The organism is Streptomyces sp. SID14515, from assembly GCF_010548505.1.
GTDB classification, from domain to species: Bacteria; Actinomycetota; Actinomycetes; order Streptomycetales; family Streptomycetaceae; genus Streptomyces; species Streptomyces caviscabies.
Genome location: NZ_JAAGMH010000055.1, coordinates 23,423 through 49,601, shown reverse-complemented (window position 1 = coordinate 49,601; position 26,179 = coordinate 23,423). Strand labels below are relative to the sequence as shown.

Below are 26,179 nucleotides of genomic sequence, written 5' to 3'. Positions count from 1 at the left end.
ATGGGGACACGTCCCCGTTTCGTGCCGGTTGTCCGGTACAGCGTAGAACTGCCCCCGGCCGCGCTTGCGGCCGGGGGCAGTTCTGGACGACGTGTCCTGACGAGGTGTTCTAGAGCACGCACTCCGCCTCGGCGTACCGCTCGGCCGGGACCGTCTTCAGCGTCTCGACCGCTTCCGCCAGCGGGACCATCACGATGTCGGTGCCGCGCAGCGCGGTCAGCATCCCGAACTCGCCCCGGTGCGCCGCCTCCACCGCGTGCCAGCCGAACCTGGTCGCCAGGACCCGGTCGTACGCGGTCGGCGTACCGCCGCGCTGGACATGGCCGAGGATGACCGGGCGGGCCTCCTTGCCGAGCCGCTGCTCCAGCTCCCCGGAGAGCTGCGTGGCCACCCCGGCGAACCGCTCGTGGCCGTAGATGTCCTTGACGCCCTGCTCGAACTGCATGGAGCCCTCGCGCGGCTTGGCGCCCTCGGCGACCACCACGATGGCGAACTTCTTGCCCGCCGAGAAGCGCTTGCCGACCAGCTCGGTCAGCTCGTCGATGTCGAAGGGGCGCTCGGGCACCACGATGGCGTGGGCGCCGGCGGCCATACCGGAGTGCAGGGCGATCCAGCCGGTGTGCCGGCCCATGACCTCGACGATCAGCACCCGCTGGTGCGACTCGGCGGTGGTCTTCAGCCGGTCCAGCGCCTCGGTGGCGACGCCGACGGCGGTGTCGAAGCCGAAGGTGACGTCGGTGGAGGCGATGTCGTTGTCGATCGTCTTCGGGACGCCGACGATCGGGAGACCGGCCTCGGAGAGGAGGTTCGCGGCCTTGAGGGTGCCCTCGCCGCCGATCGGGATGATGGCGTCCAGGCCGAGGTCCGCGACATGGCCGCGGGCCCGCTCCACACCGTCGCGCAGATGCGCGGGCTGGACGCGGGAGGAGCCGAGGATCGTGCCACCGCGGGCCAGGATGCCGCCCACCGCGTCAAGGTCGAGCTTGCGGTAGTCGCACTCCAGCAGGCCCTTCCAGCCGTCGTGGAAGCCGATGACCTCGTCGCCGTGGTCCACCACCGCGCGGTGCACGACGGAACGGATGACGGCGTTGAGGCCGGGGCAGTCGCCGCCGGAGGTGAGTACGCCAATGCGCATGGCCCGAAAACCTTTGCAACGTGGGTCGACGACCGGACCACGTCGTCCGGTTGGATCCCCGCCACCCTACCGGCGCAGGGTGGCGGGACCGAACCGGCCGTCCGCCAGCTGGACTCCGCTCAGGCGAGCGGAAAACGCCTCAGGCGGACATCGCTCAAGCGAGCGGAAAACGCCTCAGGCGGGCTGTGTCGCCGAGGCGACCCGCTCGGCGCGCAGCGCGTCGTACCACCGGTCGTCGGTGGGCGGCAGCGCGTTCACGTCGAGGGCCAGCTTGAGCAGCAGATCGGCGATCTGCGGATTGCGGGCCATCACCGGACCGTGCATGTACGTCCCGAAGACCGTGTCGTTGTACGCGCCCTCCGTGCCGTCCCCGGTGCCGTTGCCCCGGCCGAACTGCACCCGCGCGAACGGCCGTGCCGTCGGGCCGAGATGGGTGACGCCCTGGTGGTTCTCGAACCCGGTCAGCTGCGGCAGCGCCAGCTGCGGGTCGATGTCCGCCAGTACGTCGCCGACGCACCGCGCGCCCTCGCCCCGGGTGGAGACCACGTCGAGCAGACCGAGACCCTGCTCGCGCTCGCCGAGGTCGTTCACGAACTCGTGCCCGAGGATCTGGTAGCCCGCGCAGACCGAGAAGATGATCGCGCCGTTGGACGCGGCCCGGCTCAGCCCGCCGTCGCGGCGCAGCCGCTCGGCCGCGAGGCGCTGCGGCCGGTCCTCACCGCCGCCGATCAGATAGATGTCGCCGGACGTCGGCACCGGCTGGTCGCTGCGCACGTCGACGCGCTGCACGTCCAGACCGCGCTGCCGGGCCCGCCGCTCCACGACCAGGGCGTTGCCCTGGTCGCCGTAGGTGCTGAGCAGGTCGGGGTAGACCCAGACCAGACGCAGACCGTTGTTGCTCATGCTTCGTCCTCTCCGGAGGTGGCCGGGGCCGAGGTCAGTTGCCGACACGACGGCGCAGATCCTGGAAGGCGGTGTAGTTGGCGATGACCTCGATACGGCCGGGCGGGGCGTACTGCACGGCCTCGTCGAGCGTCTCGCAGACCCGGAAGTCGAGACCGGCCACTTCGAGACGGACCGCGAGGTCCAGCTTCCGGTCGCCGAGCACGAAGATCGGGTGGCCCGCCAGCTGGGTGTAGTCCACGTCCCACAGCCAGGAGGTGTCCGTGCCGTCCGCGCCGCGCGCGTTCACCGAGAGGATCACCGGCTTCGGCGGCGGGTCGATCAGCGAGAACGTCTCCAGCCAGCCGGCCGGGTTCTTCGCCAGCAGCAGGCGCAGCTCACGGTTCTGGAAGGTGACGACGTCGTAGCGTCCGGCCACCGCCTGCACCTGGTACATCCGCTCCAGCGCGACCTGCGGCGGCACCCCGAAGACGGCGGCCACGGCCGCCGAGCTGGTGGCGTTCGCCTTGTTCGCGCGGCCCGGCAGCTGGAGGTGGATCGGCCACGCCGAACCGTGCGGGTCCAGGACGTAGTCGCCGTTGAGCGCCCAGCTCGGGGCGGGACGGCGGAAGCCGCACTGCCCGCAGAACCAGTCGTCGCCCGGGCGCTGCATCACACCGCCGCAGGACGGGCAGGACCAGGCGTCGTCCTTCCACGCCTGGCCGGCCGCCACCCACACCACGTTCGCCGAGGAGGAGGCCGCCCAGACGACCAGCGGGTCGTCCGCGTTGGCGATGATCACGGCCTTCGAGCCGGAGAGGCCCTCGCGCCAGTGCTCGGCCATCATCCGGGTCTCCGCCGCGCGGTCCAGCTGGTCGCGGGAGAGGTTGAGCAGCGCGATGGCCTTGGGAGTGGTGTCCCGGGCCACCCCCGCCAGATACTTCTCGTCGACCTCGATCACGCCGAACTTCGCGTCCGAGCCGCCGGCCAGCGCCGAGGTGATGCCCGCGGGCATGTTCGCGCCGAGCGCGTTCGACACGACGGGCCCGGCGGCCCGCAGCGCCTCGGCGATCAGCCGTGTGGTGGTCGTCTTGCCGTTCGTCGCCGACACGAGGATCACGTCCAGGTGCTGCGCCAGTCGCCCCAGCAGGTCGGGGTCGAGTTTGAGCGCCACCCGGCCGCCGATCACCGATCCGCTGCCCCGCCCCGCGGCGCGTGACACCGCCGCCGCGGCCTTGCCCGCCGTCACGGCCAGTTTGGCCCGCGGCGACAACGGCTCCGTGTTGCCTGCCATCGTCCTAGATCCTCCTTGCATCGGTCCGCGCCCAGCCTATCGATGTCCGGCGCGGCGACCGCACCGCGGCACCACGGGAACTCCCGGGCCCCGGCGGAACGTACGCTTGCCGCCATGCGAAACCGCCCGATCCCCGGCAGTTCCGGACTCGTCCGTGAGATGAGTCTGCTCGGCGACCCGTTGCTCCACCGTGCCTGCGAGGACGTCACGGATTTTGGTCCGTCGCTCGCGAGGCTGGTCGAGGACATGTTCGCCACGATGTACGCCGCACAGGGTGTCGGGCTCGCCGCCAACCAGATCGGCGTCCCGCTCAAGGTGTTCGTCTACGACTGCCCGGACGACGACGATGTCCGCCATCTGGGACACGTGGTCAATCCCGAACTCGTCGAGGCGGACGGACTCACCGTACGCGGACCGGAGGGCTGTCTGTCACTTCCCGGTCTGGAAGCGGGCACGGAACGCTTCGACCACGCGGTCGTCGAGGGCCTGACGATGACCGGTGAGCCGGTCCGGATCGCCGGGACGGGATGGTTCGCCCGGTGCCTCCAGCACGAGTGCGACCACCTGGAGGGCAGGGTCTACACCGACCGGCTGACCGGGCTGCGGCGCACCCGAGCGCTGCGGGCGGCGCGCCGCGCACCCTGGGCGCGCCAGGGCTGAGAGCCCGCGGCCCGGTTCCCGGAACCCCGGGCGCGGGCTCCGGATCGGTCAGAACCCGGGGCCGCCCTTGAGGTCGCCCGCCTCCGCGAGCCTGCCCCACAGCAGATCGGCGAGGCTGCTCACCAGCCGTTCGCGGGAGCAGGGCCGGTCGGCGAGCCACCAGTCGCCCGCCGCGTGCATCATGCCGACGATCCCGTGGCCCCAGATGCGGGCCATCTGCTCGCTGTCCGGGCCCAGGTCGACCCGCTCGACGATCACCTGGCCCAGCTCCTCGCCGAGGCGGCGCAGCAGCGGGGCGGAGTGCCGGCCGACGTCGAAGCCCTGCTCGGGGGAGGGGGCGGCGTCAGCGCCGTCGGCGGGGTGCATCAGGAAGCGGTAGACCTGCGGACGGGCCTCGATCGCGGCGAGATAGGTGTCGAGTGTGGACTCCACGCGCTCGCGGCGGTCGGCGGGCGCGTCCAGGGCGGCCCGCAGCGCGCTGAGCAGCGCGTCGGTGTGGCGCTTGGCGAGGGCGCGGTAGAGGCCGCCCTTGTCGCCGAAGTGGCGGTAGAGGATGGGTTTGGTGATCCCGGCCTCGGCGGCGATGGCGTTCATCGAGGCCTGCGGTCCGTCCCTGAGCACCACCCGGTCCGCCGCTTCCAGCAACTCGCGGCGACGGCGCTCGGCCGCGGTCCGCTGTCGCTCGGCGCTTCGTGCGGTCTCCATGTCGTCTCTCCCACCCCTGGCCACGCGATGCCGTCGCACCGCTTTTGCACGCCCGCGCAACGTAACACTCCGCAGGGCGGGCGCTTGATCGGCTCCGAGGCGGTTGACAGTACCTACTTGCCAGTAACAGACTGTGGTTACCGCAAGTAACGCACGCATTCTCGCCGCAGTGCCTGGAGGGGAACATGGCCGAGTTCACGCTTGAGCTCAACGACGACCAGAAGCAGGTCAAGGAGTGGCTCCACGGCTTCGCGGCGGATGTCATCCGCCCCGCCGCCTCGGAGTGGGACGAGCGTGAGGAAACGCCCTGGCCCGTCATCCAGGAAGCGGCCAAGGTCGGCATCTACTCCCTCGACTTCTACGCCCAGCAGTTCTTCGACCCTACGGGGCTCGGCATCCCCATGGCCATGGAAGAGCTCTTCTGGGGCGACGCGGGCATCGCCCTGTCGATCGTCGGTACGGGCCTGGCGGCCGTCGGCGTCCTCGCCAACGGCACCGAGGAGCAGATCGGCACCTGGATCCCGCAGATGTACGGCGACGCCGACGACGTGAAGGTCGCCGCCTTCTGCTCCTCCGAGCCCGACGCCGGATCCGACGTCGCCTCGATGCGCACCCGGGCCGTCTACGACGAGGCCAAGGACGAGTGGGTCCTCAACGGCACCAAGACCTGGGCGACCAACGGCGGCATAGCCAACGTCCATGTCGTCGTCGCCGTCGTCGACCCCGACATCGGCTCCAAGGGCCACGCCTCCTTCATCGTGCCCCCGAACACCCCCGGCCTCTTCCAGGGCCAGAAGTTCAAGAAGCACGGCATCCGCGCCTCGCACACCGCCGAGGTGGTCCTGGAGGACGTCCGCGTCCCCGGCCACTGCCTGCTCGGCGGCAAGGAGAAGCTCGACGAGCGCCTCGCCCGCGCCCGGGAGCGCGCCAAGGCCGGCGGCGAACGGAGTGAGGTGGGGGTCCCCCCGGCCGGAGGCTGGGGGAGGGTCAAGAACGCGGCCATGGCCACCTTCGAGGCCTCCCGCCCGGCCGTCGGCGCGATGGCCGTCGGCACCGCCCGCGCCGCCTACGAGGTCGCCCTCGACTACGCGAAGACCCGCAGCCAGTTCGGCCGCCCGATCATCGACAACCAGGGCATCGCCTTCCAGCTCGCCGACATGCGCACCCGCATCGACGCGGCCCGGCTGCTGGTCTGGCGCGCCTCCTGGATGGCCACCACCGGCAAGCCGTTCACCTCGGCCGAGGGCTCCATGTCGAAGCTGTACGCGAGCGAGACCGCCCGGGACGTCACCGCGCAGGCCATCCAGATCCTCGGCGGCAACGGCTTCACCCGCGAATACCCGGTCGAGCGCATGCACCGCGACGCGGCGATCTACACCATCTTCGAGGGCACCAGCGAGATCCAGCGCCTGGTGATCGCCCGCACGCTCTCGGGCATGCCGATCCGCTAGCGGACACAGGGAACCAGCGGACACGGGGAAGGGGGCCAGGGGCGACACGCGTCCCCGGCCCCCTTCCGCGTACGCGGATACTCAGCCCGGCAGCTGTGCCTCGATCGCCGCCACGACCTCCGTCGCCTCGGGCTCCGAGCGCGGCCGGATCCGGGCCACCGGCTCACCGGCCGGCGAGATGAGGAACTTCTCGAAGTTCCACTGGACGTCCCCGGCCTCCCCGTCCGCGTCCGCCAGCTTCGTCAGCTCCACGTACAGCGGGTGCCGGTCCGCGCCGTTGACGTCGATCTTCTCCAGCAGCGGGAAGGTGACCCCGTACGTCGTCGAGCAGAAGGTCTGGATCTCCTCCGCGCTGCCCGGCTCCTGCCCGGCGAACTGGTTGCACGGGACGCCGAGCACGGTCAGGCCCCGGTCCCCGTAGTTCTGCTGCAGCCGCTCCAGGCCCTCGTACTGCGGGGTGAGCCCGCACTTGGAGGCCACGTTCACCAACAGGACGGCCCGGCCGCTGTACGCGCCCAGCGTGGTCGGCTCGCCCGCGAGGGTGCGCAGCGGAATGTCGTGCAGCGTCATGAAGCTCTCCCTGATCATTGCGTGGTGGTGCACATTGTGCCGCCCGCCGCTCACGGAGCGGCGAGCTCCTTGTAGTAGAAGGTCGTCGGCTTGAGGATGCCCGCCGGATCCGCCGCGTATCCCGGCACGCTCCCGACCTTCGTCCACCCCGCCTTGCAGTAGACCTGCTCGGCCAGGCTGCCGCTCTCGGTGTCCAGGATCAGCAGCGTGATGCCCTCGCTCGCCGCGTACTCCTCGACGGCGGCCAGCAGCGCCCCGCCGAGCCCCTGGCCGCGGGCGGAGGGCCGGACCATCAGCTTGGCGACCTCCGCGCGGTGCCGGGCGTTCGGCAGCGGGGCGCGGACCAGGGCGATCGTTCCGGAGACCTGCCCGCCCTCCCGGGCGATCCAGATCCCGATGCTCCCCGCCTCCACGGCGGCGGCCCGCTCCCGCCACCAGATGGCGGCCGCCTCCCGGTCCAGCGGGGCCAGGAAACCCACCGAGGACCCCTCATCGACGGTCTCGGCCAGGAGGCCGGCCAGGTCGTCGGCGTACGTGACCAGCTCGGGGGCGGACACATGGACGATCTCGGTCATGCGGAGGGTCCTTTCACGAAACAGGAGCAGGAGCCGGCAGGAAGCCCACGGGAAGATCACACCGCTTCCGGCCCCGCCCTGTCCACCGGCACGGGCGTCAGCCGCAGCCGCAGCATCGCCACACACATGGCCCCGACGCCCTTAGCGAACCCCGCGGTGAGATCCAGCCCCGGCAGACGGGACAGCGCGATACCGGCCACCGCGCCCACGAACATCGCGGGGAAAAAGACGCGTCACGGGTTCACGTCGGGTTACCACGCACCGGCGGGCCGGGCGCCGCCCCGCCGCCGGGACACGCCTCCGGTGCGGAAGGTCAGCCGCCCGGCCCCGGAAGACCGGTCGCGCCGTCGCCCGCGCGCCCCGCCGAGCCGTCCGCCGGCAGCCGCCCGGCGGCCACCGCGTCCACCAGCGCCCGGTGATCGAGCTCGTTGCGGTCCGCGTACGACTCCGCGAACGTGGCCAGCGCCCGGTCGAAGACGTCCCCGCTCCCCAGATAGCCCGCGATGGCGATCCGGTCCCCGGACCTGGCATGGGCGCGGGCCAGCGTGGCGCCGCACACCTCGCCGAACGCCCGCATCCCCTTCGGCACCATCGACTCCGGCTCCGCGATGCCCTTCCAGTCGCGCAACTGGCGCACATAGAAGTCCCGGCTTTCGCCGTCGATGCCATCGGCCCGCTCCCAGCCGAGGAAGATGTCGCTGGAGGCCTGCATCAGCCGCTGGCCCGCGACGACCCGCTCGCCCTGGTTCGCGTACCGGCTCGCCCCGGCGTGCTCGGCCAGCACCGACGGGCCGGCCTCCTTGGCCTGGAGGAACAGCGGATCCCCGCCGTCCCTGCCGAGCAGCAGGATGATCCAGCACCGGGTGCCGACACTGCCCACACCGACGACCTTCCGGGCCACGTCCACCAGCGTGAAATCCTCCAGCAGACTGCGCCGGTCGGACACCAGACTCCTGGCGTAGCCCGCCACCAGACCGGCGAACCGCCGGTGGATCTCCGCGCGCCCCACCCCGGGCATCAGATCGGTGAGCGGAACGACCATCGGCGGGTCCGGGGCGATCCGGAGCCGCCCGTCGACCACCTCGGCGAGCTTGCCGAAGGCCTGCCGGCTGTCCTTGGTACGGGCCTTGCCCAGCGCCCGGTCGACATTCCTGCGCCCCCGGCCGCCCAGCTGCTCCGCGGCCACCGAACGCAGCCGCTCGGCGTCGGTCCGCGCGTACCACACGTCCAGATTGCGCATCCCGGCGAACGCGGCCATCGCCTCCCGGTACGAGCCGACCGCCGCCCGTACGATCCCGGCCCGCTCCCGGTCCGTGAAGCCGTTCGCCCGCCCCGCGATGACGAGGCTGGCCGCCAGCCGTTTGACGTCCCACTCCCAGGGGCCCGGCAGCGTCTCGTCGAAGTCGTTGATGTCGAAGAGCAGATTCCGCTCGGGCGAGGCCAGCAGCCGGAAGTTCAGCAGATGGGCGTCGCCGCACAGCTGCGCCCGGATCCCCGAGTCCGGGCTGCCCGCCAGGTCGGCGGCCATCAGGGCGGCCGCGCCCCGGTAGAACCGGAACGGGGACTCGGTCATCCGGGCGTAGCGGATCGGGACCAGCTCGGGAACCCGGTCCGCGGACTGCGCTTCGAGGACGGTCAGCGGGTCGGGGCGGCGCGGCGACGGGGCGAACTCGGCATGGCTCGACCGCGGAGCGGCCCGGCGCGCGGCTTTGCCCAGCGCCGCCCGTTCGGCCGGTGTCGCGTGCGGTGCGGCCCGCAGCGGCGCCGCGGCTTCCCGGTCCATGAGCTGCCCCTTCCGACGTTCGTCAGCCCTCTTCGGCGAGCCGGCGGGCACGGTCGCGCCGGAGGCCGACCCGCTGCCAGATCGCCCGCTGGGCCTTGAGCGTGGCGGTGCCCACCACGATCAGCACCAGGATGTTCACCATGAGCTGGATGGCCGAGCCCCGTACGTCGGACCAGCTGGTGAACGCGGTGGACACCGCGATGTCCGCGGCGGCCGGGATCGTCGTCACGGAGATGAACACCCCGAGCAGGGCGCTCGTCCTGGCCTCGGTCAGCGACACGATCCCGACGATCCCGGCCAGCGTGGCGACGGCGACCGAGAAGAAGTTCGGCGTGTTGATGAGGTTGGAGACGGGCCGCAGCCCCCGGTCGAACGCCTCCGACTCCAGCCCGAAACCACGGATGAGAAGGGCGAAGAGGAAGGTGATCACGATGGTGAGGAGGAAGCCGACGCCCAGCGCGGCCAGCCCGCTGCGCACCATGGTCCGGTGGCCCCGGTCGATGCCCAGCGCCACGCTGACGATCGCGCCGTACTCCGGCCCCACGACCATCGCCGCGACGATCAGGATCTGCGAGTTGGTGACGATGCCGACCGAACCGATCAGGCCGGCGATGACCAGATAGAGATAGAAGCTCGGCGGGTACCGTCCACCCGACCGGATGCGTGCCTCGACCTGTTCCCAGACCGGCGCCCGGCTCAGCGGCCCCAGCTCGCGCCGCCCGCCTTCGGTGGCCGCGCCGGAGAACGCCATGTCGACCGGCTCGATGACGAGGGAGCCCCGCTGGTCGAGGTGGACGGCGCGCAGCCGGTGCAGCACGTCGTTGGCCGCCCCCGTCAGCACGTCGCAGGCGATGGAGTCGCCGTCGGGATTGCGGGCGGCGTCGCGCTGGACGATGAGATTGAGGACGCAGGGGTCGCCCGAGAGCCGGCCGACGACCTCGTCGGTCAGGTCCGGCGGGCTCACCGCGCGGATGTGGATCATGTCCATCCCGGTACCTCCGCGGCTCCCGGCCCCGTCGCACGGAGCTGTGCCCGGCAGGCGGCCCGGGGCTCACTCCAGTAACGCGGCCCCGGCACGGTTCGGCAAACCGGACGCCCCGGCCGGGAAGCCCGGGGTCGCGGGCGGCGGCCCGCCCGGGCTGGGATCATCGAGGGGTGCACACACCCGATGCCTTTCCCGAACCGCTGCCCGGGGCCGACGAAGCGGTCCGCGAGGAGCCGGCCGCCGACGAGGGGACGCCCCAGGGCCGCCGCCTGGTCCGCTGCCGGCTCTGCGGTCGCCCCCTCACCGGGACCGACTCGCGCCGGGCCGGCCTCGGCCCGTCCTGCGACGCCAAGCTGCACCCCGCGCCGCCGGACATCCGCACCCGCCGCCACGAGGTCGACCAGGACCCGCTGCCCGGCACCTGAGCCGTAACGGGCCTACGGCTCCAGCCGCCGAAACAGCCCCTCCTGCACCACCGACACCAGCAGCTGCCCCGAGCGGTCGTAGATCCGGCCCCGCGCCAGCCCCCGGCCGCCCGTGGCGATCGGCGACTCCTGGTCGTACAGGAACCACTCGTCCGCCCGGAACGGCCGGTGGAACCACATGGCGTGATCCAGGGACGCCATGTCGAAGCCGCGCGGGCCCCACAGCGGCTCCACCGGGATGCGCACCGCGTCCAGCAGCGTCATGTCGCTCGCGTACGTCAGCGCACAGGTGTGCACCAACGGGTCGTCGCCCAGCGGGCCCACCGCCCGCATCCACACCGCGCTCCGCGGATCGGCGTCCTTGATCTCGTCGTGCGTCCAGCGCAGCCGGTCGACGTATCGGATGTCGAAGGGCTGCCGCCGGGCCATCCGCTCGAACGCCTCCGGCAGCCCGCCCAGGTGCTCGCGCACCTCCTCGGCGACCGTCGGCAGCTCCTCCGGGTCCGGGACGATCCGGGCCGGCGGCAGCTGGTGCTCGAAGCCCGCCTCCTCGGGGCGGTGGAAGGACGCCGTCAGGTTGAAGATCGTCCGGCCCTCCTGCACGGCCGTCACCCGCCGGGTGGTGAAGGACCGCCCGTCCCGCACCCGCTCCACCTGGTAGACGATCGGCACGCCTGGGCGACCCGGCCGCAGGAAGTAGGCGTGCAGCGAGTGCACCGGGCGCTCCCCGTCGGTCGTCCGGCCCGCCGCCACCAGCGCCTGGCCCGCGACCTGCCCGCCGAAGACCCGTTGCAGGGACTCCTCCGGGCTGCGGCCGCGGAAGATGTTGACCTCGATCCGCTCCAGGTCGAGCAGATCGACCAGACGCTCGGCCGGATTCGTCATGCCGTACCTCTCCACTCCCGTGCCCGTGGGCTGCTCACAGCTGGCCGACCTCGGTGACCCGGACGACCGCCCGGCCCTCCTCGTCGGACGCGGCGAGGTCCACCTCGGCCTTGATGCCCCAGTCGTGATCGCCCGCCGGGTCCGCGAACGCCTGCCAGACCCGCCACAGCCCGTGCGCCGGGTCCTCCTCGATCTTCAGCAGCTTCGGGCCGCGCGCGTCCGGACCGGTCCCGAGATCCTCGTGCGCGTCCCAGTACGCGTCCATCGCCTCGCCCCACGCGTCCTCGTCCCACCCGGCGTCGCCGTCCAGCTCGCCCAGGTCCCGGACCCGGTCCAGCGCGGCCAGCTCCACCCGGCGGAACATCGCGTTGCGCACCAGCACCCGGAAGGCGCGGGGGTTGGCCGTGACCGGCTTGACCTCGTCCGCCTTCTCCTGCGCCTGCTCGGCGGTCTCCACCTCGGGGTTGGCCAGCTGCTCCCACTCGTCCAGCAGACTGGAGTCCACCTGGCGCACCATCTCGCCCAGCCAGGAGATCAGGTCCTGGAGGTCCTCCGACTTCACGTCGTCCGGGATCGTGTGCTCCAGTGCCTTGTACGCGCTCGCCAGATACCGCAGCACGATGCCCTCGGTCCGGGCCAGCTCGTAGTGCGAGGTGAACTCCGTGAACGTCATGGCCCGCTCGTACATGTCCCGGATCACCGACTTCGGCGACACCGGGTGGTCGTTCACCCACGGGTGGCTCGTGCGGTACACGTCGTAGGCGTGCCACAGCAGCTCGCTCAGCGGCTTCGGGTACGTGACCTCCTGGAGCCGCTCCATCCGCTCCTCGTACTCGACCCCGTCCGCCTTCATCTGCCCCACGGCCTCGCCGCGCGCCTTGTTCTGCTGGGCGGCGAGGATCTGCCGGGGATCGTCCAGCGTCGACTCGACGACCGAGACCATGTCCAGCGCGTACGACGGGGATTCGGCGTCCAGCAGGTCGAACGCGGCCAGCGCGAACGTGGAGAGCGGCTGGTTCAGCGCGAAGTCCTGCTGGAGGTCGACCGTCAGCCGCACGATCCGGCCCTCGGCGTCCGGGGTCTCCAACTGCTCCACCACGCCGCCGTCCAGCAGCGAGCGGTAGATCGCGATGGCCCGCCGGATGTGCCGCAGCTGCGCCCGGCGCGGCTCGTGGTTGTCCTCCAGCAGATGCCGCATCGCCTCGAAGGCGTTGCCCGGGCGGGCGATGACCGCGAGTAGCATCGTGTGCGTCACCCGGAAACGGGAGTTCAGCGGCTCGGGCTCGGACTGGATCAGCTTGTCGAAGGTGGTCTCCGACCAGGCGACGAAGCCCTCCGGGGCCTTCTTGCGGACGACCTTGCGCTTCTTCTTCGGGTCGTCGCCCGCCTTCTTGACGGCCTTCTCGTTCTCGATGACGTGCTCGGGGGCCTGTGCCACGACGAAGCCGGCCGTGTCGAAGCCGGCCCGCCCGGCGCGGCCCGCGATCTGGTGGAACTCCCGTGCGCGCAGGGTCCGCACCCGGGTGCCGTCGTACTTGGTGAGCGCCGTGAACAGCACCGTACGGATGGGGACGTTGACGCCGACGCCGAGCGTGTCCGTCCCGCAGATCACCTTCAGCAGGCCCGCCTGGGCCAGCTTCTCCACCAGGCGGCGGTACTTGGGCAGCATGCCCGCGTGGTGCACGCCGATGCCGTGGCGTACGTAACGGGACAGGTTCTGGCCGAACTTGGTGGTGAAGCGGAAGCTGCCGATCAGATCGGCGATCTTCTCCTTCTCCTCCTTCGTGCACATGTTGATGCTCATCAGCGACTGCGCCCGCTCGACGGCCGCCGCCTGCGTGAAGTGCACGATGTAGACGGGCGACTGCCGGGTGTCCAGCAGCTCGGTCAGCGTCTCGGTGATCGGTGTGAAGCGGTACTCGTAACTCAGCGGCACCGGGCGGGTCGCCGAGCGCACCACGGAGGTGGGGCGGCCGGTGCGCCGGGTCAGGTCCTTCTCGAACATCGCGACGTCGCCGAGCGTCGCCGACATCAGCACGAACTGGGCCTGCGGCAGCTCCAGCAGCGGGATCTGCCAGGCCCAGCCACGGTCCGGCTCGGCGTAGAAGTGGAACTCGTCCATCACGACCTGGCCGATGTCGGCGTACTTGCCGTCGCGCAGCGCGATGGAGGCCAGCACCTCGGCCGTACAGCAGATCACCGGGGCGTCCGCGTTGACCGAGGCGTCGCCGGTGAGCATGCCGACGTTCTCGGTGCCGAAGAGCTTGCACAGGTCGAAGAACTTCTCCGACACCAGCGCCTTGATCGGCGCCGTGTAGAAGGTGACCTTGTCCTGCGCCAGCGCCGTGAAGTGCGCGGCCGCCGCCACCAGGCTCTTCCCGGAGCCGGTCGGGGTGGACAGGATCACGTTCGCCCCGGAGACCACCTCGATCAGCGCCTCCTCCTGAGCCGGATAAAGCGTGATGCCCTGGCTCTCGGTCCATGAGGAGAAGGCCTCGAAGAGGGCGTCCGGGTCGGCGGTCTGGGGAAGCTGGTCGATGAGGGTCACGCCCCCATCTTGCCTGTCTTCCGCCCGGATGAGGGAACCGGCGGACGGCACGAAGATCACGGACGATACGCTGCGGTCTCAACCTGCCCGTGCCATACCGGTGATGGGCGCACGAAGCACGGCACGAAGCGCGCACGAAGCACTGGGGGCGGGACAGACCATGATGGGACCGGCACACTCTCTGTCAGGGGCGGCGGCCTGGCTGGGGGTGGGTGCGGCGGCCACCGCCGCGGGCCACACGATGCCCTGGCCCGTCCTCGTCGTCGGGGCGCTGATCTGCGCGGGCGCCGCGCTCGCCCCCGACCTCGACCACAAGTCCGCGACCATCTCGCGCGCCTTCGGACCGGTCTCCAAGGCCCTCTGCGAGATCGTCGACAAGCTCTCCTTCGCCGTCTACAAGGCCACCAGGAGCGCCGGCGACCCCCGCCGCACCGGCGGCCACCGGACGCTGACCCACACCTGGCTCTGGGCCGTCCTCATCGGCGGCGGCTGTTCCGCCGCGGCGGTCTTCGGCGGACGCTGGGCCGTCCTCGCGATCCTCTTCATCCATCTGGTGCTCGCGGTCGAGGGCCTGCTGTGGCGGGCCGCCCGGGTCTCTAGCGACGTCCTCGTCTGGCTGCTCGGGGCCACCAGCGCCTGGATTCTCGCCGGCGTCCTGGACCAGCCGGGCAACGGGGCCGGCTGGCTCTTCGACGCCCCCGGCCAGGAGTACCTGTGGCTCGGTCTGCCCATCGTGCTCGGGGCCCTGGTCCACGACATCGGCGACGCGCTGACCGTCTCGGGCTGCCCGATCCTGTGGCCCATCCCGATCGGCCGCAAGCGCTGGTATCCGATCGGCCCGCCGAAGGCCATGCGCTTCCGGGCCGGCAGCTGGGTGGAGATGAAGGTGCTGATGCCCGCCTTCATGGTGCTCGGGGGAGTGGGCGGGGCCGCCGCCCTCAACTACATATGACGCCCTGCCGGGGCCATCGGCGGGCGGCGCGCCCCGGCCCGTAGCACCATGGCAGCATGCTGCTCGCCGAGCTCGCCCAGGTGTCGCTGGAGGTCGCCGCCACCTCCGCCCGGTCCCGGAAGGTGGCGCTCCTGGCCGGTCTCTTCCGGGACGCCGGACCCGAGGACGTCCCCGTCGTCATCCCTTACCTCGCCGGACGACTGCCCCAGGGCCGGATCGGGGTGGGCTGGCGGAGCCTGGGCGACCCGGTCGAACCCGCCTCCGAGCCCACGCTCACCGTCGCCGGCGTCGACGCCGAGCTGACCGCCCTCGCGGCCGTCTCCGGCACCGGCTCCCAGGCCCGGCGCAAGGAACACGTGCGCGCCCTGTTCGCCGCCGCCACCGAGGACGAACAGCGCTTCCTGCGGGCCCTGCTCACCGGCGAGGTACGCCAAGGGGCGCTGGACGCCGTCGCCGCCGACGCCCTGGCCCGCGCCGCCGAGGCACCGCCCGCCGACGTGCGGCGCGCCGTGATGCTCGCCGGATCGCTCCAGGAGGTCGCCGGGGTGCTCCTCGCGGAGGGCCCCGAAGCGCTCGCCGCCTTCCGTCTCACCGTCGGGCGGCCCGTCCAGCCGATGCTCGCGCACACGGCCGCCTCGGTCGGCGACGCCCTCGACAAGCTGGGCCCGTGCGCCGTCGAGGAGAAGCTCGACGGGATCCGGGTGCAGGTCCACCGCGACGGCGACCGGATCCACGCCTACACCCGGACCCTCGACGACATCACCGACCGGCTGCCCGAGCTCACCGCCGCCGTCGCCGCCCTCCCGGCGGGCCGCTTCATCCTGGACGGCGAGGTGATCGCCCTGGGGGAGGACGGCAGACCCCGGCCCTTCCAGGAGACCGCCTCCCGGGTCGGCTCACGGCGGGACGTGGCCGGAGCGGCGGCGCACGTGCCCGTCGTCCCGGTCTTCTTCGACGCGCTCCTCGTCGACGACGAGGACCTGCTCGACCTGCCCTACGCCGACCGCCACACGGCCCTGGCCCGGCTCCTCCCGGAGCACCTGCGGGTCGGCCGCAGCCTCGTCACCGACCCGGACGACCCCGGGACCCGCGCGGCCGCCGAAGCGTTCCTCGCCGACACCCTGGAACGCGGCCACGAGGGCGTCGTCGTCAAGGACCTGGCCGCCGCCTACAGCGCGGGCCGCCGGGGCGCGTCCTGGCTGAAGGTGAAGCCGGTGCACACCCTGGACCTGGTGGTGCTGGCCGTCGAGCGGGGCAGCGGCCGGCGCACCGGCAAGCTCTCCAACCTGCACCTGGGCGCGCGGCGGCCCGACGGTACGTTCGCGATGCTCGGCAAGACCTTCAAGGGGCTCACGGACGCCCTGCTGGAGTGGCAGACCGAGAAGCTGGGCGAGCTGGCCACCGACGACGACGGCCATGTCGTCACCGTACGCCCGGAACTCGTCGTGGAGATCGCCTACGACGGACTCCAGCGCTCCACCCGCTACCCGGCGGGCGTGACCCTGCGGTTCGCCCGCGTCCTGCGCTACCGGGAGGACAAGACCGCGCGGGAGGCGGACACCGTGGAGACGGTCCTGTCCCGGCAGCGGTGAGCGCGCCCCCGTCGCGAGGGGGCGCGCTCGGGCACTGCCCGGCCGGTCAGTGCTTGATGACCGTCGACGCCGTGTGCTCCTTGATCTGCTCGGGCGTCAGATAGACGTCCGTGTACTCGAAGTCCCGCAGCGTCGCCGGCTTACGGGACTGGAACCCGGTCCGTACGAAGTCGTCGCCGGCGACCGCGTTCAGCATCCAGTTCGTCATCACCCGGGTCTTGGCGACGTTCGTCCGCAGCGCCGACCAGTGGTAGCCGCGCGCCACCGCCTGCGCGGGCAGCCCGCGCAGCTCGATGCCCAGCGGCTTGGACACGGCGTCCTTGCCGCCGAGGTCCACGACGAGCCCGAGGTCCTTGTGGACATAGTCCTTGAGCGGCTGATGGCGCAGCGAGGCGATCAGATTGTCGGCGAGCACCTTGCCCTGGCGCATCGCGTGCTGAGCGGTGGGCGGGCAGACCGCCCCGTCGCCCTTCGCCAGGTCGGGCACCGCCGCCGCGTCGCCGAGCGAGAACACCCCGTCCGCGCCCGGCAGCCTCAGCTGCGGGGTCACGGCCAGCCGGCCGCGTACCGTCTCCGCGCCGAGGGTGGCGATCAGCGGGCTGGCGGCCACTCCGGCGGTCCAGATCAGGGTCCGGCAGGGCAGCACCCGGCCGTCGGTGAACGTGACCTCCTCCGGTCCCGCCTTGGCGATCGAGACCCCGAGCGACACCTCGATGTCCCGCTTGCGGAGCACCTCCAGGGCGGCCTGCCCCAGCTTGTCGCCCAGCTCCGGCATCAGCTTGGGAGCGATGTCGATCAGATGCCACTTGATCAGCCGGGCGTCCAGCCGTGGATAGTGCCGGACCGCGTTGGTGGTCAGCCGCTGGAGGCAGGCCGCCGTCTCGGTGCCCGCGTAGCCGCCGCCGACCACCACGAACTGGAGCCGCGAGGCCCGCTCGGCCTCGTCGTGACTGGCGTCCGCCAGATCCAGCTGGGCGATGACGTGGTCCCGGACGTACGCCGCCTCGGCCAGCGTCTTCATGCCCCGGGCGTGGTCCAGCAGCCCGGGGATGTCGAAGGTCCGGGTGACGCTGCCCGCCGCCAGCACGATGTAGTCGTACGGCTCGTTCACGATCTCGTCCGTGATCTTCCGGATCACACAGACCTTCGCCTGGGTGTCCACGCCGATCGCCCCGCCCGGCACGATCCTGGTCCGGTGGCGGCGGCTGCGGCGCAGCGACACCGCGACGGACTGGGGCGTGAGCACCCCGGAGGCCACCTGGGGGAGCAGCGGCAGATACAGCTGGTAGGAGAACGGTGTGACGAGCGTGATCTGGGCCTCGCCCGGAGCGAGCCTGCGCTCCAGGCGGCGTACGCACTCGACGCCTGCGAAGCCGGCGCCGACGACGAGAATCCTGGGTGGTGCCACGGTCTGCGTCCCTTCTCGGGCTTGCGTGGTTCTGCGCTCGCCTGCCCCGTTTACCGGGTGATTCACCCCTCATCCTCACCGGACGTCCCGGCATCCGCCTCCTGGCAGGGGTGAACGGGGGCCGCTCACAGCGGCGGGGCGACCGACAGCTCCCGCAGCCAGTAGGCGGCCTCGGCGTCCCCGGGCGCGGCCGGCAGACCCGGCGGCGCGGGGAACATCCGCCCCCACGAGGCGGCCCGGCCGAGCGCCGCCAGCCGCCACGCCAGGCTCACCGCACGCCGCAGCCCGGCCGCCGTGACGCCCCTGCCGGTCCACGGCTCCAGATAGGCGTCCCGCAGCCGGGGCAGCACCTCGGGGCCGAACCGCTCGCGGGCGGCACGGGCGGGCACCAGCAGGCTGTGGAACGGATGCCCGACCAGCGCGTCGCCCCAGTCGAAGAAGGCGAACCGGCCGGGCGCGGGCGCGAAGAGCTGCTTCTCGTGCAGATCGGCGTGGTCCAGCGAATCCGCCACCCCCGCCGCCGCCAGCTCCTCGCACCAGTCCGCCATCCGGGGCCGCAGGGCCGCCAGCGCCACCCGGTCCTCCGGCGTGAGCGCGGCGTTCTCCGCGACCAGCCGGTCGAACAGCGTCGGCAGGTCGCGCGGCCGGGCCGCCGGCACCCCGAGCGCCTCGATCTCGTCCGCGTACGGGGTCAGCGCCCGCTGCATCGCGGCGTACTGACGCAGCGGCTCCTCCCAATACCGGGGATCAGGGTCGGCGGGCTGTCCTTCGAGCAGCTCCCACAGCACCGGGCCGCCGTCCGGGACGAGCGTCCAGCCGCGGCCCGCCTCGACGGCGAGCGGCGTCAGCACATGCGTGGGAACCCAGCGGGCCAGGGCATCGGCGAGCCCGGCCTCGAAGGCCGCGGCGGGCGGAACGGCCTTGAACCACACCGGCGCACGGTCCGCGACGGTCAGCCGTACCAGCACCGACCAGGGACGCAGGCGTACCTGCCGCGGGCCCGACTCCACGAGGCCGTGGGCGGCGAGGCCACCGGCCACCCAGTCGAGCGCCTCGGCCCGCCAGGCCGGGTCCTCCCACGGGGTCACGGCATCCGGAAAACGCCCACGGTCCACGGTCGTGATCTTCTCGTCGCTGCGCACCGGCTCATTGGATCACCGGCCCCGGCGAGGACGCATCGCGTTTTCCGGGGGCACCTGTCACCGGGGACGCCTGTCACCGGGGGCACCTGCCTCCGGGATGCGGGAACGGGTGTACGCGTTCCCTCCGCCCTTCGGAACAGCGGGAGTTCGGCCGCGGCCCGCGTGCGAGGATGCTGCGGTGACCACAACGCCCTCCTCGCCCGTGGCCGACGACTCCCCGAAGGGCGACGACCCGCCCCGCGACCGGGGCCTGGGCCCCCGGACCGCGGCCGTCATCGTGTTCGGATCCTCGGCCGCGGTCCTGGTGGTCGAGATCGTCGCCCTGCGGCTGCTGGCCCCGTATCTCGGCCTCACCCTGGAAACCAGCACGATGGTGATCGGCATCGCCCTCACCGCCATCGCGCTGGGCTCCTGGCTGGGCGGACGCGTCGCGGACCAGGTCGATCCGCACCGGCTCATCGGCCCGGCGCTCGGGGTGTCGGGCGTGGTCGTCGCGCTCACCCCGCTCCTGCTCCGCACCACCGCCGAGTGGTCGCCGGCGCTGCTTCTGCTGGTCGCGTCGGCGACCCTCCTGGTGCCCGGCGCACTGCTCTCCGCGGTGACCCCGTTCGTGACGAAACTACGGCTCACCAGCCTCGCCGAGACCGGAACGGTCGTCGGACGGCTCTCGGGCGTGGGCACCCTCGGAGCGATCGTCGGCACCGTCCTCACCGGGTTCGTCCTGGTCTCCCGACTGCCCGTCAGCACCATCCTGATCGGCCTAGGAACGCTGCTGGTACTCGGTGCCGCCGTCGTCGGATGGCAGGCCCGGCGGCGGCGCGCCACGGTCGCAGCCCTCGCCACCGTCGTCGCGGGCTCCCTCGCCACCGCGTTCGCCCCCGGCGGCTGCGACGCGGAGACCCGCTACCACTGCGCCCAGGTCGTCGCGGACCCCGACCGGAGCAGCGGCCGCACGCTCGTCCTGGACGGCCTGAACCACTCCTACGTCGACGTCGAGGACCCGGCACATCTGAAGTTCGCCTACGTCCGCGCCATCGCGTCCGTGGTCGACACCGCCTTCCCCGACGGCGAGCCGCTGACCGCCCACCACATCGGAGGCGGCGGCCTCACCTTCCCCCGCTACCTCGCGTCCGCACGCCCCGGAACCCGGAGCCTCGTCTCGGAGATCGACGGCGGAGTCGTCCGCATCGACCACGACCGGTTCGGCCTCGGCCCTTCGGCCGCGACCGGCATCGACGTACGGGTGGAGGACGGTCGGCTGGGCCTGCGGAGGCTGTCGGCGGGCGGCCACGACCTGGTCGTCGGCGACGCCTTCGGGGGCGTCAGCGTGCCGTGGCACCTCACGACGGCACAGGCGCTGGGCGACGTACGCCGGGCGCTCGACGAGGACGGACTGTACGTCGCCAACCTCATCGACCACGGCGAACTGGCCTTCGCCCGCGCCGAGGTGGCCACCCTCGCCTCGGTCTTCCCGCACGTCGCGCTGGTGGGGAAGCCGGCGGACATCGGGCTGGACCCGACCGCGTCCGCCGTGGGCGGCAACCTGGTGGTGGTCGCCTCCGACCGGCCGGTCGACGCCCCCGCGATCCAGGAAGCCCTGGACGCCAGGGACGTCGGCTGGAAGATCACCACCGGCGACGCCCTCGCCTCCTGGACCGGCGACGCCCGGGTGCTCACCGACGACTACGCGCCCGTCGACCAGCTCCTCCAGCCCAACCGCACCCGAACGGCCCGGTGAATCCCGGGCCGTTCAGGTCACTCACCCGTGTCGGGTCAATCACCGGTGTCGGGTCGCTCACCCGTGCCAGGACCGCCACAGCGACGCGTACGCGCCGTCCGCCGCGACCAGTTCGTCATGGCTGCCCAGCTCGCTGATTCGGCCGTCCTCCACCACCGCGATCACATCCGCATCGTGCGCGGTGTGCAGCCGGTGCGCGATCGCCACCACCGTACGGCCCTCCAGCACCCGGGCCAGTGACCGCTCCAGGTGACGGGCGGCCCGCGGGTCCAGCAGCGAGGTCGCCTCGTCCAGGACCAGCGTGTGCGGATCGGCCAGCACCAGACGGGCCAGCGCGATCTGCTGGGCCTGCGCCGGGGTCAGCGAGAACCCGCCCGAACCGACCTCGGTGTCCAGCCCCTTGTCCAGGCCCTTCGCCCAGCCGTCCGCGTCGACCGCGGCCAGCGACGCCCACAGCTCGGCGTCCTGCGCCCCGTCGCGGGCCAGCAGCAGATTGTCCCGGAGCGAACCGACGAAGACATGGTGCTCCTGGTTGACCAGGGCCACATGCTCACGGACCCGCTCCGCCGTCATCCGCGACAGCTCGGCCCCGCCGAGCGTCACCTCACCGGTGCGCGGCGCGTAGATCCCCGCCAGCAGCCGGCCCAGCGTCGACTTGCCCGCGCCGGAGGGGCCGACCAGGGCGAGCCGGGTGCCCGGAGCCACGTCGAGCGACACCCGGTGCAGGACGTCGACGCCTTCCCGGTACCCGAAGCGGACCTCGTCCGCCCGGACGTCGCGCCCGTCCGGGCCCACCCCGGCGTCGCCCGCGTCCGGCTCGATCTCCCGGACGCCGACCAGCCGGGCCAGCGACACCTGGGCCACCTGGAGCTCGTCGTACCAGCGCAGGATCAGACCGATCGGGTCGACCATCATCTGGGCCAGCAGCGCACCCGTCGTCAGCTGCCCGACCGTGATCCAGCCCTCCAGCACGAACCAGCCGCCGAGCAGCAGGACCGCGCCGAGGATCGTCACGTACGTCGCGTTGATGACGGGGAACAGCACCGAGCGCAGGAACAGCGTGTACCGCTCCCAGGCCGTCCACTCCTTGATCCGCCGGTCCGACAGCGCCACCCGGCGGTCGCCGAGGCGGTGCGCCTCCACGGTCCGCCCGGCGTCCACGGTCTCCGCGAGCATCGCGGCGACGGCCGCGTAACCGGCGGCCTCCGAGCGGTACGCCGAAGGGGCCCGGCGGAAGTACCAGCGGCAGCCCACGATCAGCACCGGCAGCGCGACCAGCACGGCCAGCGCCAGCGGGGGAGCGGTCACCGTCATCGCGCCGAGCAGCAGCCCGGCCCACACGACGCCGATCGCCAACTGCGGCACGGCCTCACGCATCGCGTTCGCCAGCCGGTCGATGTCCGTGGTGATCCGGGACAGCAGATCGCCCGTCCCGGCCCGCTCCAGGACGCCGGGCGGCAGCCCGACGGACCGTACGAGGAAGTCCTCACGCAGGTCCGCGAGCATCTCCTCGCCCAGCATCGCCCCGCGCAGCCGCATGGAGCGGGTGAACAGGGTCTGGACGACCAGCGCGAAGGCGAAGATCGCGGCGGTGCGCTCCAGATGCAGGTCGGTGACGCCGTTCGAGAGGTCCTCGACCAGGCCGCCCAGCAGATACGGTCCGGTGATCGAGGCGATCACCGCCACCGCGTTGACCGCGATCAGGACGACGAACGCCCTGCGGTGCCGGCGCAGCAGACTCCGTACGTAACTCCGCACGGTCGTCGGCGTGCCCACGGGCAGCGTCGTCGCCGACTCCGGGGCCGCGGGGTCGTACGCCGGGGGTGCGACGCCGATCATGCCCTCTCCTCGATTTCCTGGATGCTCTGAGCGGCGGGCACGGACGCGATGTCCGTCACGGCGTCCGGTGCGGACGCCGACGCTTCGTCGTCGGTCTCCCGGGTGACGACCGCCCGGTAGCGCGGTTCGGTGCGCAGCAGTTCGCGGTGGACGCCCACGGCGACGACGGTGCCCTCGTGGACGAGGACCACCCGGTCGGCGGCGTCGAGCAGCAGCGGCGACGAGGCGAACGCCACCGTCGTACGCCCCTGGCGCAGCTTCGCGATCCCGGCGGCGACCCGCGCCTCGGTGTGCGAGTCGACCGCCGAGGTCGGCTCGTCCAGCACCAGCGCCTCCGGGTCGGTGACCAGCGACCGGGCCAGCGCCAGGCGCTGGCGCTGACCGCCGGACAGGGACCGGCCGCGCTCGGTGATCCGGGTCCGCATCGGGTCCCCGTCGTTGTCGGGGGAGGCCTGCGCCAGGGCGCTCAGCACATCGCCGCACTGGGCCGCCTCCAACGCCGCCTCCGCCGTGACCAGGCCGGAGGACGGCACGTCCAGCAGCTCCCGGAGCGTGCCGGACAGCAGCACCGGGTCCTTGTCCTGGACCAGCACCGCCGCCCGTGCGGTGTCCAGCGGGACCTCGTCCAGGGCGACCGCGCCGAGCAGCACGGACGGAGCCGTCGCCTTCTCCTCCCCGTCCTCCTCGCCGGTCTCCGCGTGCCCGCCGAGCCGTTCGGCCAGCCGGCCCGCCTCGTCCGGGTCGCCGCAGACGACGGCGGTGAACTGCCCCCGCGGGGCCATCAGTCCGGTCGCCGGGTCGTACAGATCGCCCGAGGGCGTCACCCCCTCGACGGTGGCCTCCCGCGCACTGCGGTGCAGCGACAGCACGCGCACCGCGCGCTGCGCGGACGGCCGCGAGAAGGAGTACGCCATCGCGATCTCCTCGAAGTGACGGAGAGGGAACAGCATCAGGGTGGCCGTGCTGTAGACGGTGACCAGCTGGCCGACGTCGATGCGGCCGTCCCGGGCCAGCGCCGCCCCGTACCAGACCAGCGAGATCAGCAGGATGCCCGGCAGCAGCACCTGCACCGCCGAGATCAGCGCCCACATCCGGGCCGAGCGCACCGCTGCCCTGCGGACCTCCTGGGAGGCGCGGCGGTAGCGGCCGAGGAACAGCTCCTCGCCGCCGATGCCGCGCAGTACGCGCAGTCCGGCGACCGTGTCCGAGGCCAGCTCGGTGGCCTTGCCCGCCTTCTCGCGCTGTTCGTCGGCGCGCCGGGTGGCGCGCGGCAGCAACGGCAGCACGGCCAGCGCGAGCACCGGCATGGCGAGCGCCACCATCAGCCCGAGGGACGGGAGGTAGAAGGCCAGGCCCACGCAGATCACCACGAGGGCGGTGGCGGCCGCCGCGAAGCGGGAGAGCGCCTCGACGAACCAGCCGATCTTCTCCACGTCGCCGGTCGAGACGGCGACGACCTCACCGGCCGCGACCCGCCGCGTCAGCGCCGAGCCCAGCTCGGCGGTCTTCCGGGCGAGCAGCTGCTGGACCCGGGCGGCGGCGGTGATCCAGTTGGTCACGGCCGTCCGGTGGAGCATGGTGTCGCCGACGGCGATCAGGACGCCGAGCGCCAGGATGAGGCCGCCTGCCAGCGCGAGCCGCCCGCCGGAGCGGTCGATGACGGCCTGGACGGCGAGACCCACGGTGACCGGAAGACCGGCGATGCCGAGCTGGTGCAGCAGCCCCCAGGAGAGGGACTTCAGCTGCCCGGCGAGCTGATTGCGCCCGAGCCAGTAGAGGAATCGAGGGCCTGAACGGACATCGGGGTCGCCGGGATCCGAATACGGAAGGTCGCGAATCTGCATGACGTCCCAGGGCTCGTGAAACGGAGATCCGGGTGGACCTCAAGAACGGGGTGACGTGCAAGGTTCCCTGTTCGTCCCGTTCCGGGGCAACCGGTTTTCCGGTGTGCCACCGCCCTGCGGGGTCCCGAGCCAGGTCGGCCCGGGACCCCGGGAACGTCACTCCGCGGGCTTCTCGGAGTCCACGCCGGACCGGGCCTTCTTCCACTCGCCCCGGGTGAAGTCCGGGATCGGCAGCGGCGCGCCCTTGGCCTTGATGGAGAGATGGCTCAGCGGCACGGGGGCCGTCCAGGTGGCCGCGTCGTACACGTCGAAGTCGGGGACCAGACCGAGCCGCATGCACTGCATCAGCCGGAAGACCATCATGTAGTCCATGCCGCCGTGCCCGCCCGGCGGGTTCGCGTGCTCCTTCCACAGCCAGTGGTCCCACTCGGCGTACTTCGAGAAGTCCGCCCACTGGTCGTCCGTGTTGTCGGGCTCCAGGTAGATCCGCTCCGGGTAGTCCTCGAACACGCCCCGCGTACCGCCGAGGCTGTTGATACGGGAGTACGGGTGCGGGGTCGACACATCGTGCTCCAGCCGGATCACCCGCCCCTTGGCCGTCTGGACGAGGCTGATCGTCCGGTCGGCCCCGATGTAGGACTCCTTCCAGCTGGGGTCGCCGGGCGGCATGTGCTCCTTGCGGTACTCGGCGAGCCCCAGGGCGGGCGTGCCGATGCTGGTGATGCTCACGGCCCGGTCACCCCGGTTGACGTCCATGTAGTTGGCGACCGGCCCGAACCCGTGGTTGGGGTAGAGGTCACCGCGCAGCCGGGTGTGCCACAGCCGCCGCCACGGGCCCTCGTAGTAGTCGGGGTCGAACATCAGCCCGCGCAGATCGTGGTTGTAGGCCCCCGCCCCGTGCAGCAGATCGCCGAAGAGACCGGCGTGCGCCATGCGCAGCACCCGCATCTCGTTCTTGCCGTAACAACAGTTCTCCAGCTGCATGCAGTGCCGCCGGGTCCGCTCGGAGAGGTCCACCAGCTGCCAGAGCTCTTCCAGCCGCATGGCGATCGGGCACTCCACGCCGACGTGCTTCCCGTTCAGCATCGCCGCCTTCGCCATCGGGAAGTGCAGCTCCCAGGGCGTCGCCACATAGACGAAGTCGATGTCGCCGCGCTTGCAGAGGTTCTCGTAGTCGTCCTCGCCCTTGGCGTAGACGGTCGGGGCGGGCTGACCGGCGGCGGTGACCTTCGCGGCGGCCTTCTCCGCCTTGTCCCGGACCGGGTCGCAGACCGCCTTCACCTGGACGCCCGGGACGGCGAGGAAGAGGTCGATCATGCTGCCGCCCCGGTTGCCGAGGCCAACGATGCCGACCCGGACCGTGGAGCGCCCCTCGAAGCGGACGCCCGCCATGGTGCGGCCCTGCCGGGCGGGAGCGGCGGCGACCGCCTCCGCGGTGGAGACGGCGGTCGCCTCGGCCGCCGACGCGGTGCCCCCGCCCAGTGCGCCGAGGCCGAGTCCGGCCCCCGCCACGCCCGCCGTGGTCCACAGCACGGAACGGCGACTGGGATCCTGCCGGGCCGTCTCGTCGGCCGCGCCGCTGTGCGGGGGTATGTCCTGCGCTTCCGGTGCGGGCCGGGCGTCGTCGTTCATCGAGCCTCCAGGTGGGGTTGGGGGTTCAGACGGTGCGCGAGCGCGTCCGGTCCCCGTACGGATACGGGCGCGGGGACCGGGTCTCGGTAAGGACCCTGGAGGGTGAGGCTGATGGTGCGCAAGGGAAGTATTTG

General features: G+C 72.2%; 21 protein-coding genes and 1 pseudogene. 6 read left to right on the top strand and 16 right to left on the bottom strand.

Annotation, left to right across the window (positions count from 1 at the left end):
* Nucleotides 1-109: 109 nt before the first annotated feature.
* The 3 genes from G3I54_RS10830 to G3I54_RS10820 form a co-directional block, all read right to left on the bottom strand.
* Entirely contained in the window at nt 110-1,135 is a 1,026-nt protein-coding gene (locus G3I54_RS10830; protein WP_164613499.1) for a 6-phosphofructokinase, read from the bottom strand.
* Between the two features lie 174 nt (nt 1,136-1,309).
* Complete coding sequence (locus G3I54_RS10825) at nt 1,310-2,038, bottom strand: glutamine amidotransferase (protein ID WP_164613497.1); 729 nt, start codon at nt 2,036-2,038, stop codon at nt 1,310-1,312.
* A gap of 34 nt (nt 2,039-2,072) precedes the next feature.
* Nucleotides 2,073-3,311, bottom strand: coding sequence for a MurT ligase domain-containing protein (locus tag G3I54_RS10820; RefSeq protein WP_164613495.1), 1,239 nt, complete (start codon nt 3,309-3,311; stop codon nt 2,073-2,075).
* A gap of 114 nt (nt 3,312-3,425) precedes the next feature.
* Between G3I54_RS10820 and def the strand changes: the two genes are divergently transcribed.
* Nucleotides 3,426-3,971, top strand: coding sequence for a peptide deformylase (gene def / locus G3I54_RS10815; protein ID WP_164613493.1), 546 nt, complete (start codon nt 3,426-3,428; stop codon nt 3,969-3,971).
* Between the two features lie 48 nt (nt 3,972-4,019).
* Here the strand turns inward: def and G3I54_RS10810 are convergent, their stop codons facing one another.
* Nucleotides 4,020-4,676 (bottom strand): TetR family transcriptional regulator, encoded by a 657-nt coding sequence (locus tag G3I54_RS10810; protein WP_164613491.1) that lies wholly within the window; start codon nt 4,674-4,676, stop codon nt 4,020-4,022.
* 185 nt (nt 4,677-4,861) lie between these two features.
* On the opposite strand from G3I54_RS10810, the gene G3I54_RS10805 reads away from it, so the two are divergent.
* Nucleotides 4,862-6,127 (top strand): acyl-CoA dehydrogenase family protein, encoded by a 1,266-nt coding sequence (locus tag G3I54_RS10805; RefSeq protein ID WP_164613490.1) that lies wholly within the window; start codon nt 4,862-4,864, stop codon nt 6,125-6,127.
* Between the two features lie 81 nt (nt 6,128-6,208).
* Here G3I54_RS10805 and G3I54_RS10800 read toward each other — a convergent pair whose 3' ends face one another.
* The 5 genes and pseudogenes from G3I54_RS10800 to G3I54_RS10785 all read right to left on the bottom strand — a co-directional run bounded on the left by G3I54_RS10800 (nt 6,209) and on the right by G3I54_RS10785 (nt 10,043).
* Entirely contained in the window at nt 6,209-6,697 is a 489-nt protein-coding gene (locus tag G3I54_RS10800; protein WP_164613488.1) for a glutathione peroxidase, read from the bottom strand.
* Between the two features lie 50 nt (nt 6,698-6,747).
* Entirely contained in the window at nt 6,748-7,272 is a 525-nt protein-coding gene (locus tag G3I54_RS10795) for a GNAT family N-acetyltransferase (RefSeq protein ID WP_164613486.1), read from the bottom strand.
* 56 nt (nt 7,273-7,328) lie between these two features.
* Nucleotides 7,329-7,496 (bottom strand): annotated as a pseudogene (locus tag G3I54_RS39400) (chloride channel protein); the annotation flags it as partial.
* An 89-nt stretch (nt 7,497-7,585) separates the two neighbouring features.
* Nucleotides 7,586-9,055 carry a DUF2252 domain-containing protein gene (locus G3I54_RS10790; protein ID WP_164613484.1) on the bottom strand — a complete coding sequence of 490 codons (1,470 nt, stop codon included), beginning with the start codon at nt 9,053-9,055 and terminating at the stop codon, nt 7,586-7,588.
* Nucleotides 9,056-9,077: 22 nt separating this feature from the next.
* A complete protein-coding gene (locus G3I54_RS10785) occupies nt 9,078-10,043 on the bottom strand; it encodes a DUF389 domain-containing protein (RefSeq protein WP_164613482.1) in 966 nt (321 codons plus the stop codon).
* Nucleotides 10,044-10,210: 167 nt separating this feature from the next.
* Here G3I54_RS10785 and G3I54_RS10780 point away from each other — a divergent pair, with 167 nt between their 5' ends.
* Nucleotides 10,211-10,465 (top strand): DUF6011 domain-containing protein, encoded by a 255-nt coding sequence (locus tag G3I54_RS10780; protein ID WP_164613480.1) that lies wholly within the window; start codon nt 10,211-10,213, stop codon nt 10,463-10,465.
* A 12-nt stretch (nt 10,466-10,477) separates the two neighbouring features.
* Here the strand turns inward: G3I54_RS10780 and G3I54_RS10775 are convergent, their stop codons facing one another.
* Nucleotides 10,478-11,350 (bottom strand): acyl-CoA thioesterase II, encoded by an 873-nt coding sequence (locus tag G3I54_RS10775; protein ID WP_164613478.1) that lies wholly within the window; start codon nt 11,348-11,350, stop codon nt 10,478-10,480.
* A 34-nt stretch (nt 11,351-11,384) separates the two neighbouring features.
* Nucleotides 11,385-13,898 (bottom strand): DEAD/DEAH box helicase, encoded by a 2,514-nt coding sequence (locus tag G3I54_RS10770; RefSeq protein WP_164613476.1) that lies wholly within the window; start codon nt 13,896-13,898, stop codon nt 11,385-11,387.
* A gap of 160 nt (nt 13,899-14,058) precedes the next feature.
* Here G3I54_RS10770 and G3I54_RS10765 point away from each other — a divergent pair, with 160 nt between their 5' ends.
* Both G3I54_RS10765 and G3I54_RS10760 read left to right on the top strand, forming a co-directional pair.
* On the top strand, nt 14,059-14,850 hold the full coding sequence (locus G3I54_RS10765; protein WP_164613474.1) for a metal-dependent hydrolase: 792 nt from the start codon (nt 14,059-14,061) through the stop codon (nt 14,848-14,850).
* 56 nt (nt 14,851-14,906) lie between these two features.
* Nucleotides 14,907-16,442 (top strand): ATP-dependent DNA ligase, encoded by a 1,536-nt coding sequence (locus G3I54_RS10760; protein WP_164613472.1) that lies wholly within the window; start codon nt 14,907-14,909, stop codon nt 16,440-16,442.
* Between the two features lie 46 nt (nt 16,443-16,488).
* On the opposite strand, the gene G3I54_RS10755 is transcribed toward G3I54_RS10760, so the two are convergent.
* Both G3I54_RS10755 and G3I54_RS10750 read right to left on the bottom strand, forming a co-directional pair.
* Nucleotides 16,489-17,850 (bottom strand): NAD(P)/FAD-dependent oxidoreductase, encoded by a 1,362-nt coding sequence (locus tag G3I54_RS10755; protein WP_164613470.1) that lies wholly within the window; start codon nt 17,848-17,850, stop codon nt 16,489-16,491.
* Between the two features lie 125 nt (nt 17,851-17,975).
* A complete protein-coding gene (locus G3I54_RS10750) occupies nt 17,976-18,992 on the bottom strand; it encodes a phosphotransferase (RefSeq protein WP_343240307.1) in 1,017 nt (338 codons plus the stop codon).
* 178 nt (nt 18,993-19,170) lie between these two features.
* On the opposite strand from G3I54_RS10750, the gene G3I54_RS10745 reads away from it, so the two are divergent.
* Nucleotides 19,171-20,730 carry a fused MFS/spermidine synthase gene (locus tag G3I54_RS10745; protein WP_164613468.1) on the top strand — a complete coding sequence of 520 codons (1,560 nt, stop codon included), beginning with the start codon at nt 19,171-19,173 and terminating at the stop codon, nt 20,728-20,730.
* A gap of 57 nt (nt 20,731-20,787) precedes the next feature.
* Here the strand turns inward: G3I54_RS10745 and G3I54_RS10740 are convergent, their stop codons facing one another.
* The 3 genes from G3I54_RS10740 to G3I54_RS10730 form a co-directional block, all read right to left on the bottom strand.
* On the bottom strand, nt 20,788-22,569 hold the full coding sequence (locus G3I54_RS10740; protein WP_164613466.1) for an ABC transporter ATP-binding protein: 1,782 nt from the start codon (nt 22,567-22,569) through the stop codon (nt 20,788-20,790).
* Nucleotides 22,566-24,413: an ABC transporter ATP-binding protein gene (locus tag G3I54_RS10735; RefSeq protein WP_164613464.1), complete on the bottom strand. Its 1,848-nt coding sequence runs from the start codon at nt 24,411-24,413 to the stop codon at nt 22,566-22,568. Before G3I54_RS10735 ends, G3I54_RS10740 begins: the two co-directional genes overlap by 4 nt.
* Nucleotides 24,414-24,569: 156 nt before the next feature.
* Nucleotides 24,570-26,045, bottom strand: coding sequence for a Gfo/Idh/MocA family oxidoreductase (locus tag G3I54_RS10730; protein WP_164613462.1), 1,476 nt, complete (start codon nt 26,043-26,045; stop codon nt 24,570-24,572).
* Nucleotides 26,046-26,179: the final 134 nt, after the last annotated feature.

Bases quoted from the DNA above. Each gene is read 5' to 3' on its own strand.
- G3I54_RS10830 (WP_164613499.1), bottom strand. From the start codon at position 1,135: ATGCGCATTGGCGTACTCACCTCCGGCGGCGACTGCCCCGGCCTCAAC.
- G3I54_RS10825 (WP_164613497.1), bottom strand. From the start codon at position 2,038: ATGAGCAACAACGGTCTGCGTCTGGTCTGGGTCTACCCCGACCTGCTC.
- G3I54_RS10820 (WP_164613495.1), bottom strand. From the start codon at position 3,311: ATGGCAGGCAACACGGAGCCGTTGTCGCCGCGGGCCAAACTGGCCGTG.
- def (WP_164613493.1), top strand. From the start codon at position 3,426: ATGCGAAACCGCCCGATCCCCGGCAGTTCCGGACTCGTCCGTGAGATG.
- G3I54_RS10810 (WP_164613491.1), bottom strand. From the start codon at position 4,676: ATGGAGACCGCACGAAGCGCCGAGCGACAGCGGACCGCGGCCGAGCGC.
- G3I54_RS10805 (WP_164613490.1), top strand. From the start codon at position 4,862: ATGGCCGAGTTCACGCTTGAGCTCAACGACGACCAGAAGCAGGTCAAG.
- G3I54_RS10800 (WP_164613488.1), bottom strand. From the start codon at position 6,697: ATGACGCTGCACGACATTCCGCTGCGCACCCTCGCGGGCGAGCCGACC.
- G3I54_RS10795 (WP_164613486.1), bottom strand. From the start codon at position 7,272: ATGACCGAGATCGTCCATGTGTCCGCCCCCGAGCTGGTCACGTACGCC.
- G3I54_RS10790 (WP_164613484.1), bottom strand. From the start codon at position 9,055: ATGGACCGGGAAGCCGCGGCGCCGCTGCGGGCCGCACCGCACGCGACA.
- G3I54_RS10785 (WP_164613482.1), bottom strand. From the start codon at position 10,043: ATGGACATGATCCACATCCGCGCGGTGAGCCCGCCGGACCTGACCGAC.
- G3I54_RS10775 (WP_164613478.1), bottom strand. From the start codon at position 11,350: ATGACGAATCCGGCCGAGCGTCTGGTCGATCTGCTCGACCTGGAGCGG.
- G3I54_RS10765 (WP_164613474.1), top strand. From the start codon at position 14,059: ATGATGGGACCGGCACACTCTCTGTCAGGGGCGGCGGCCTGGCTGGGG.
- G3I54_RS10760 (WP_164613472.1), top strand. From the start codon at position 14,907: ATGCTGCTCGCCGAGCTCGCCCAGGTGTCGCTGGAGGTCGCCGCCACC.
- G3I54_RS10740 (WP_164613466.1), bottom strand. From the start codon at position 22,569: ATGATCGGCGTCGCACCCCCGGCGTACGACCCCGCGGCCCCGGAGTCG.
- G3I54_RS10735 (WP_164613464.1), bottom strand. From the start codon at position 24,413: ATGCAGATTCGCGACCTTCCGTATTCGGATCCCGGCGACCCCGATGTC.
- G3I54_RS10730 (WP_164613462.1), bottom strand. From the start codon at position 26,045: ATGAACGACGACGCCCGGCCCGCACCGGAAGCGCAGGACATACCCCCG.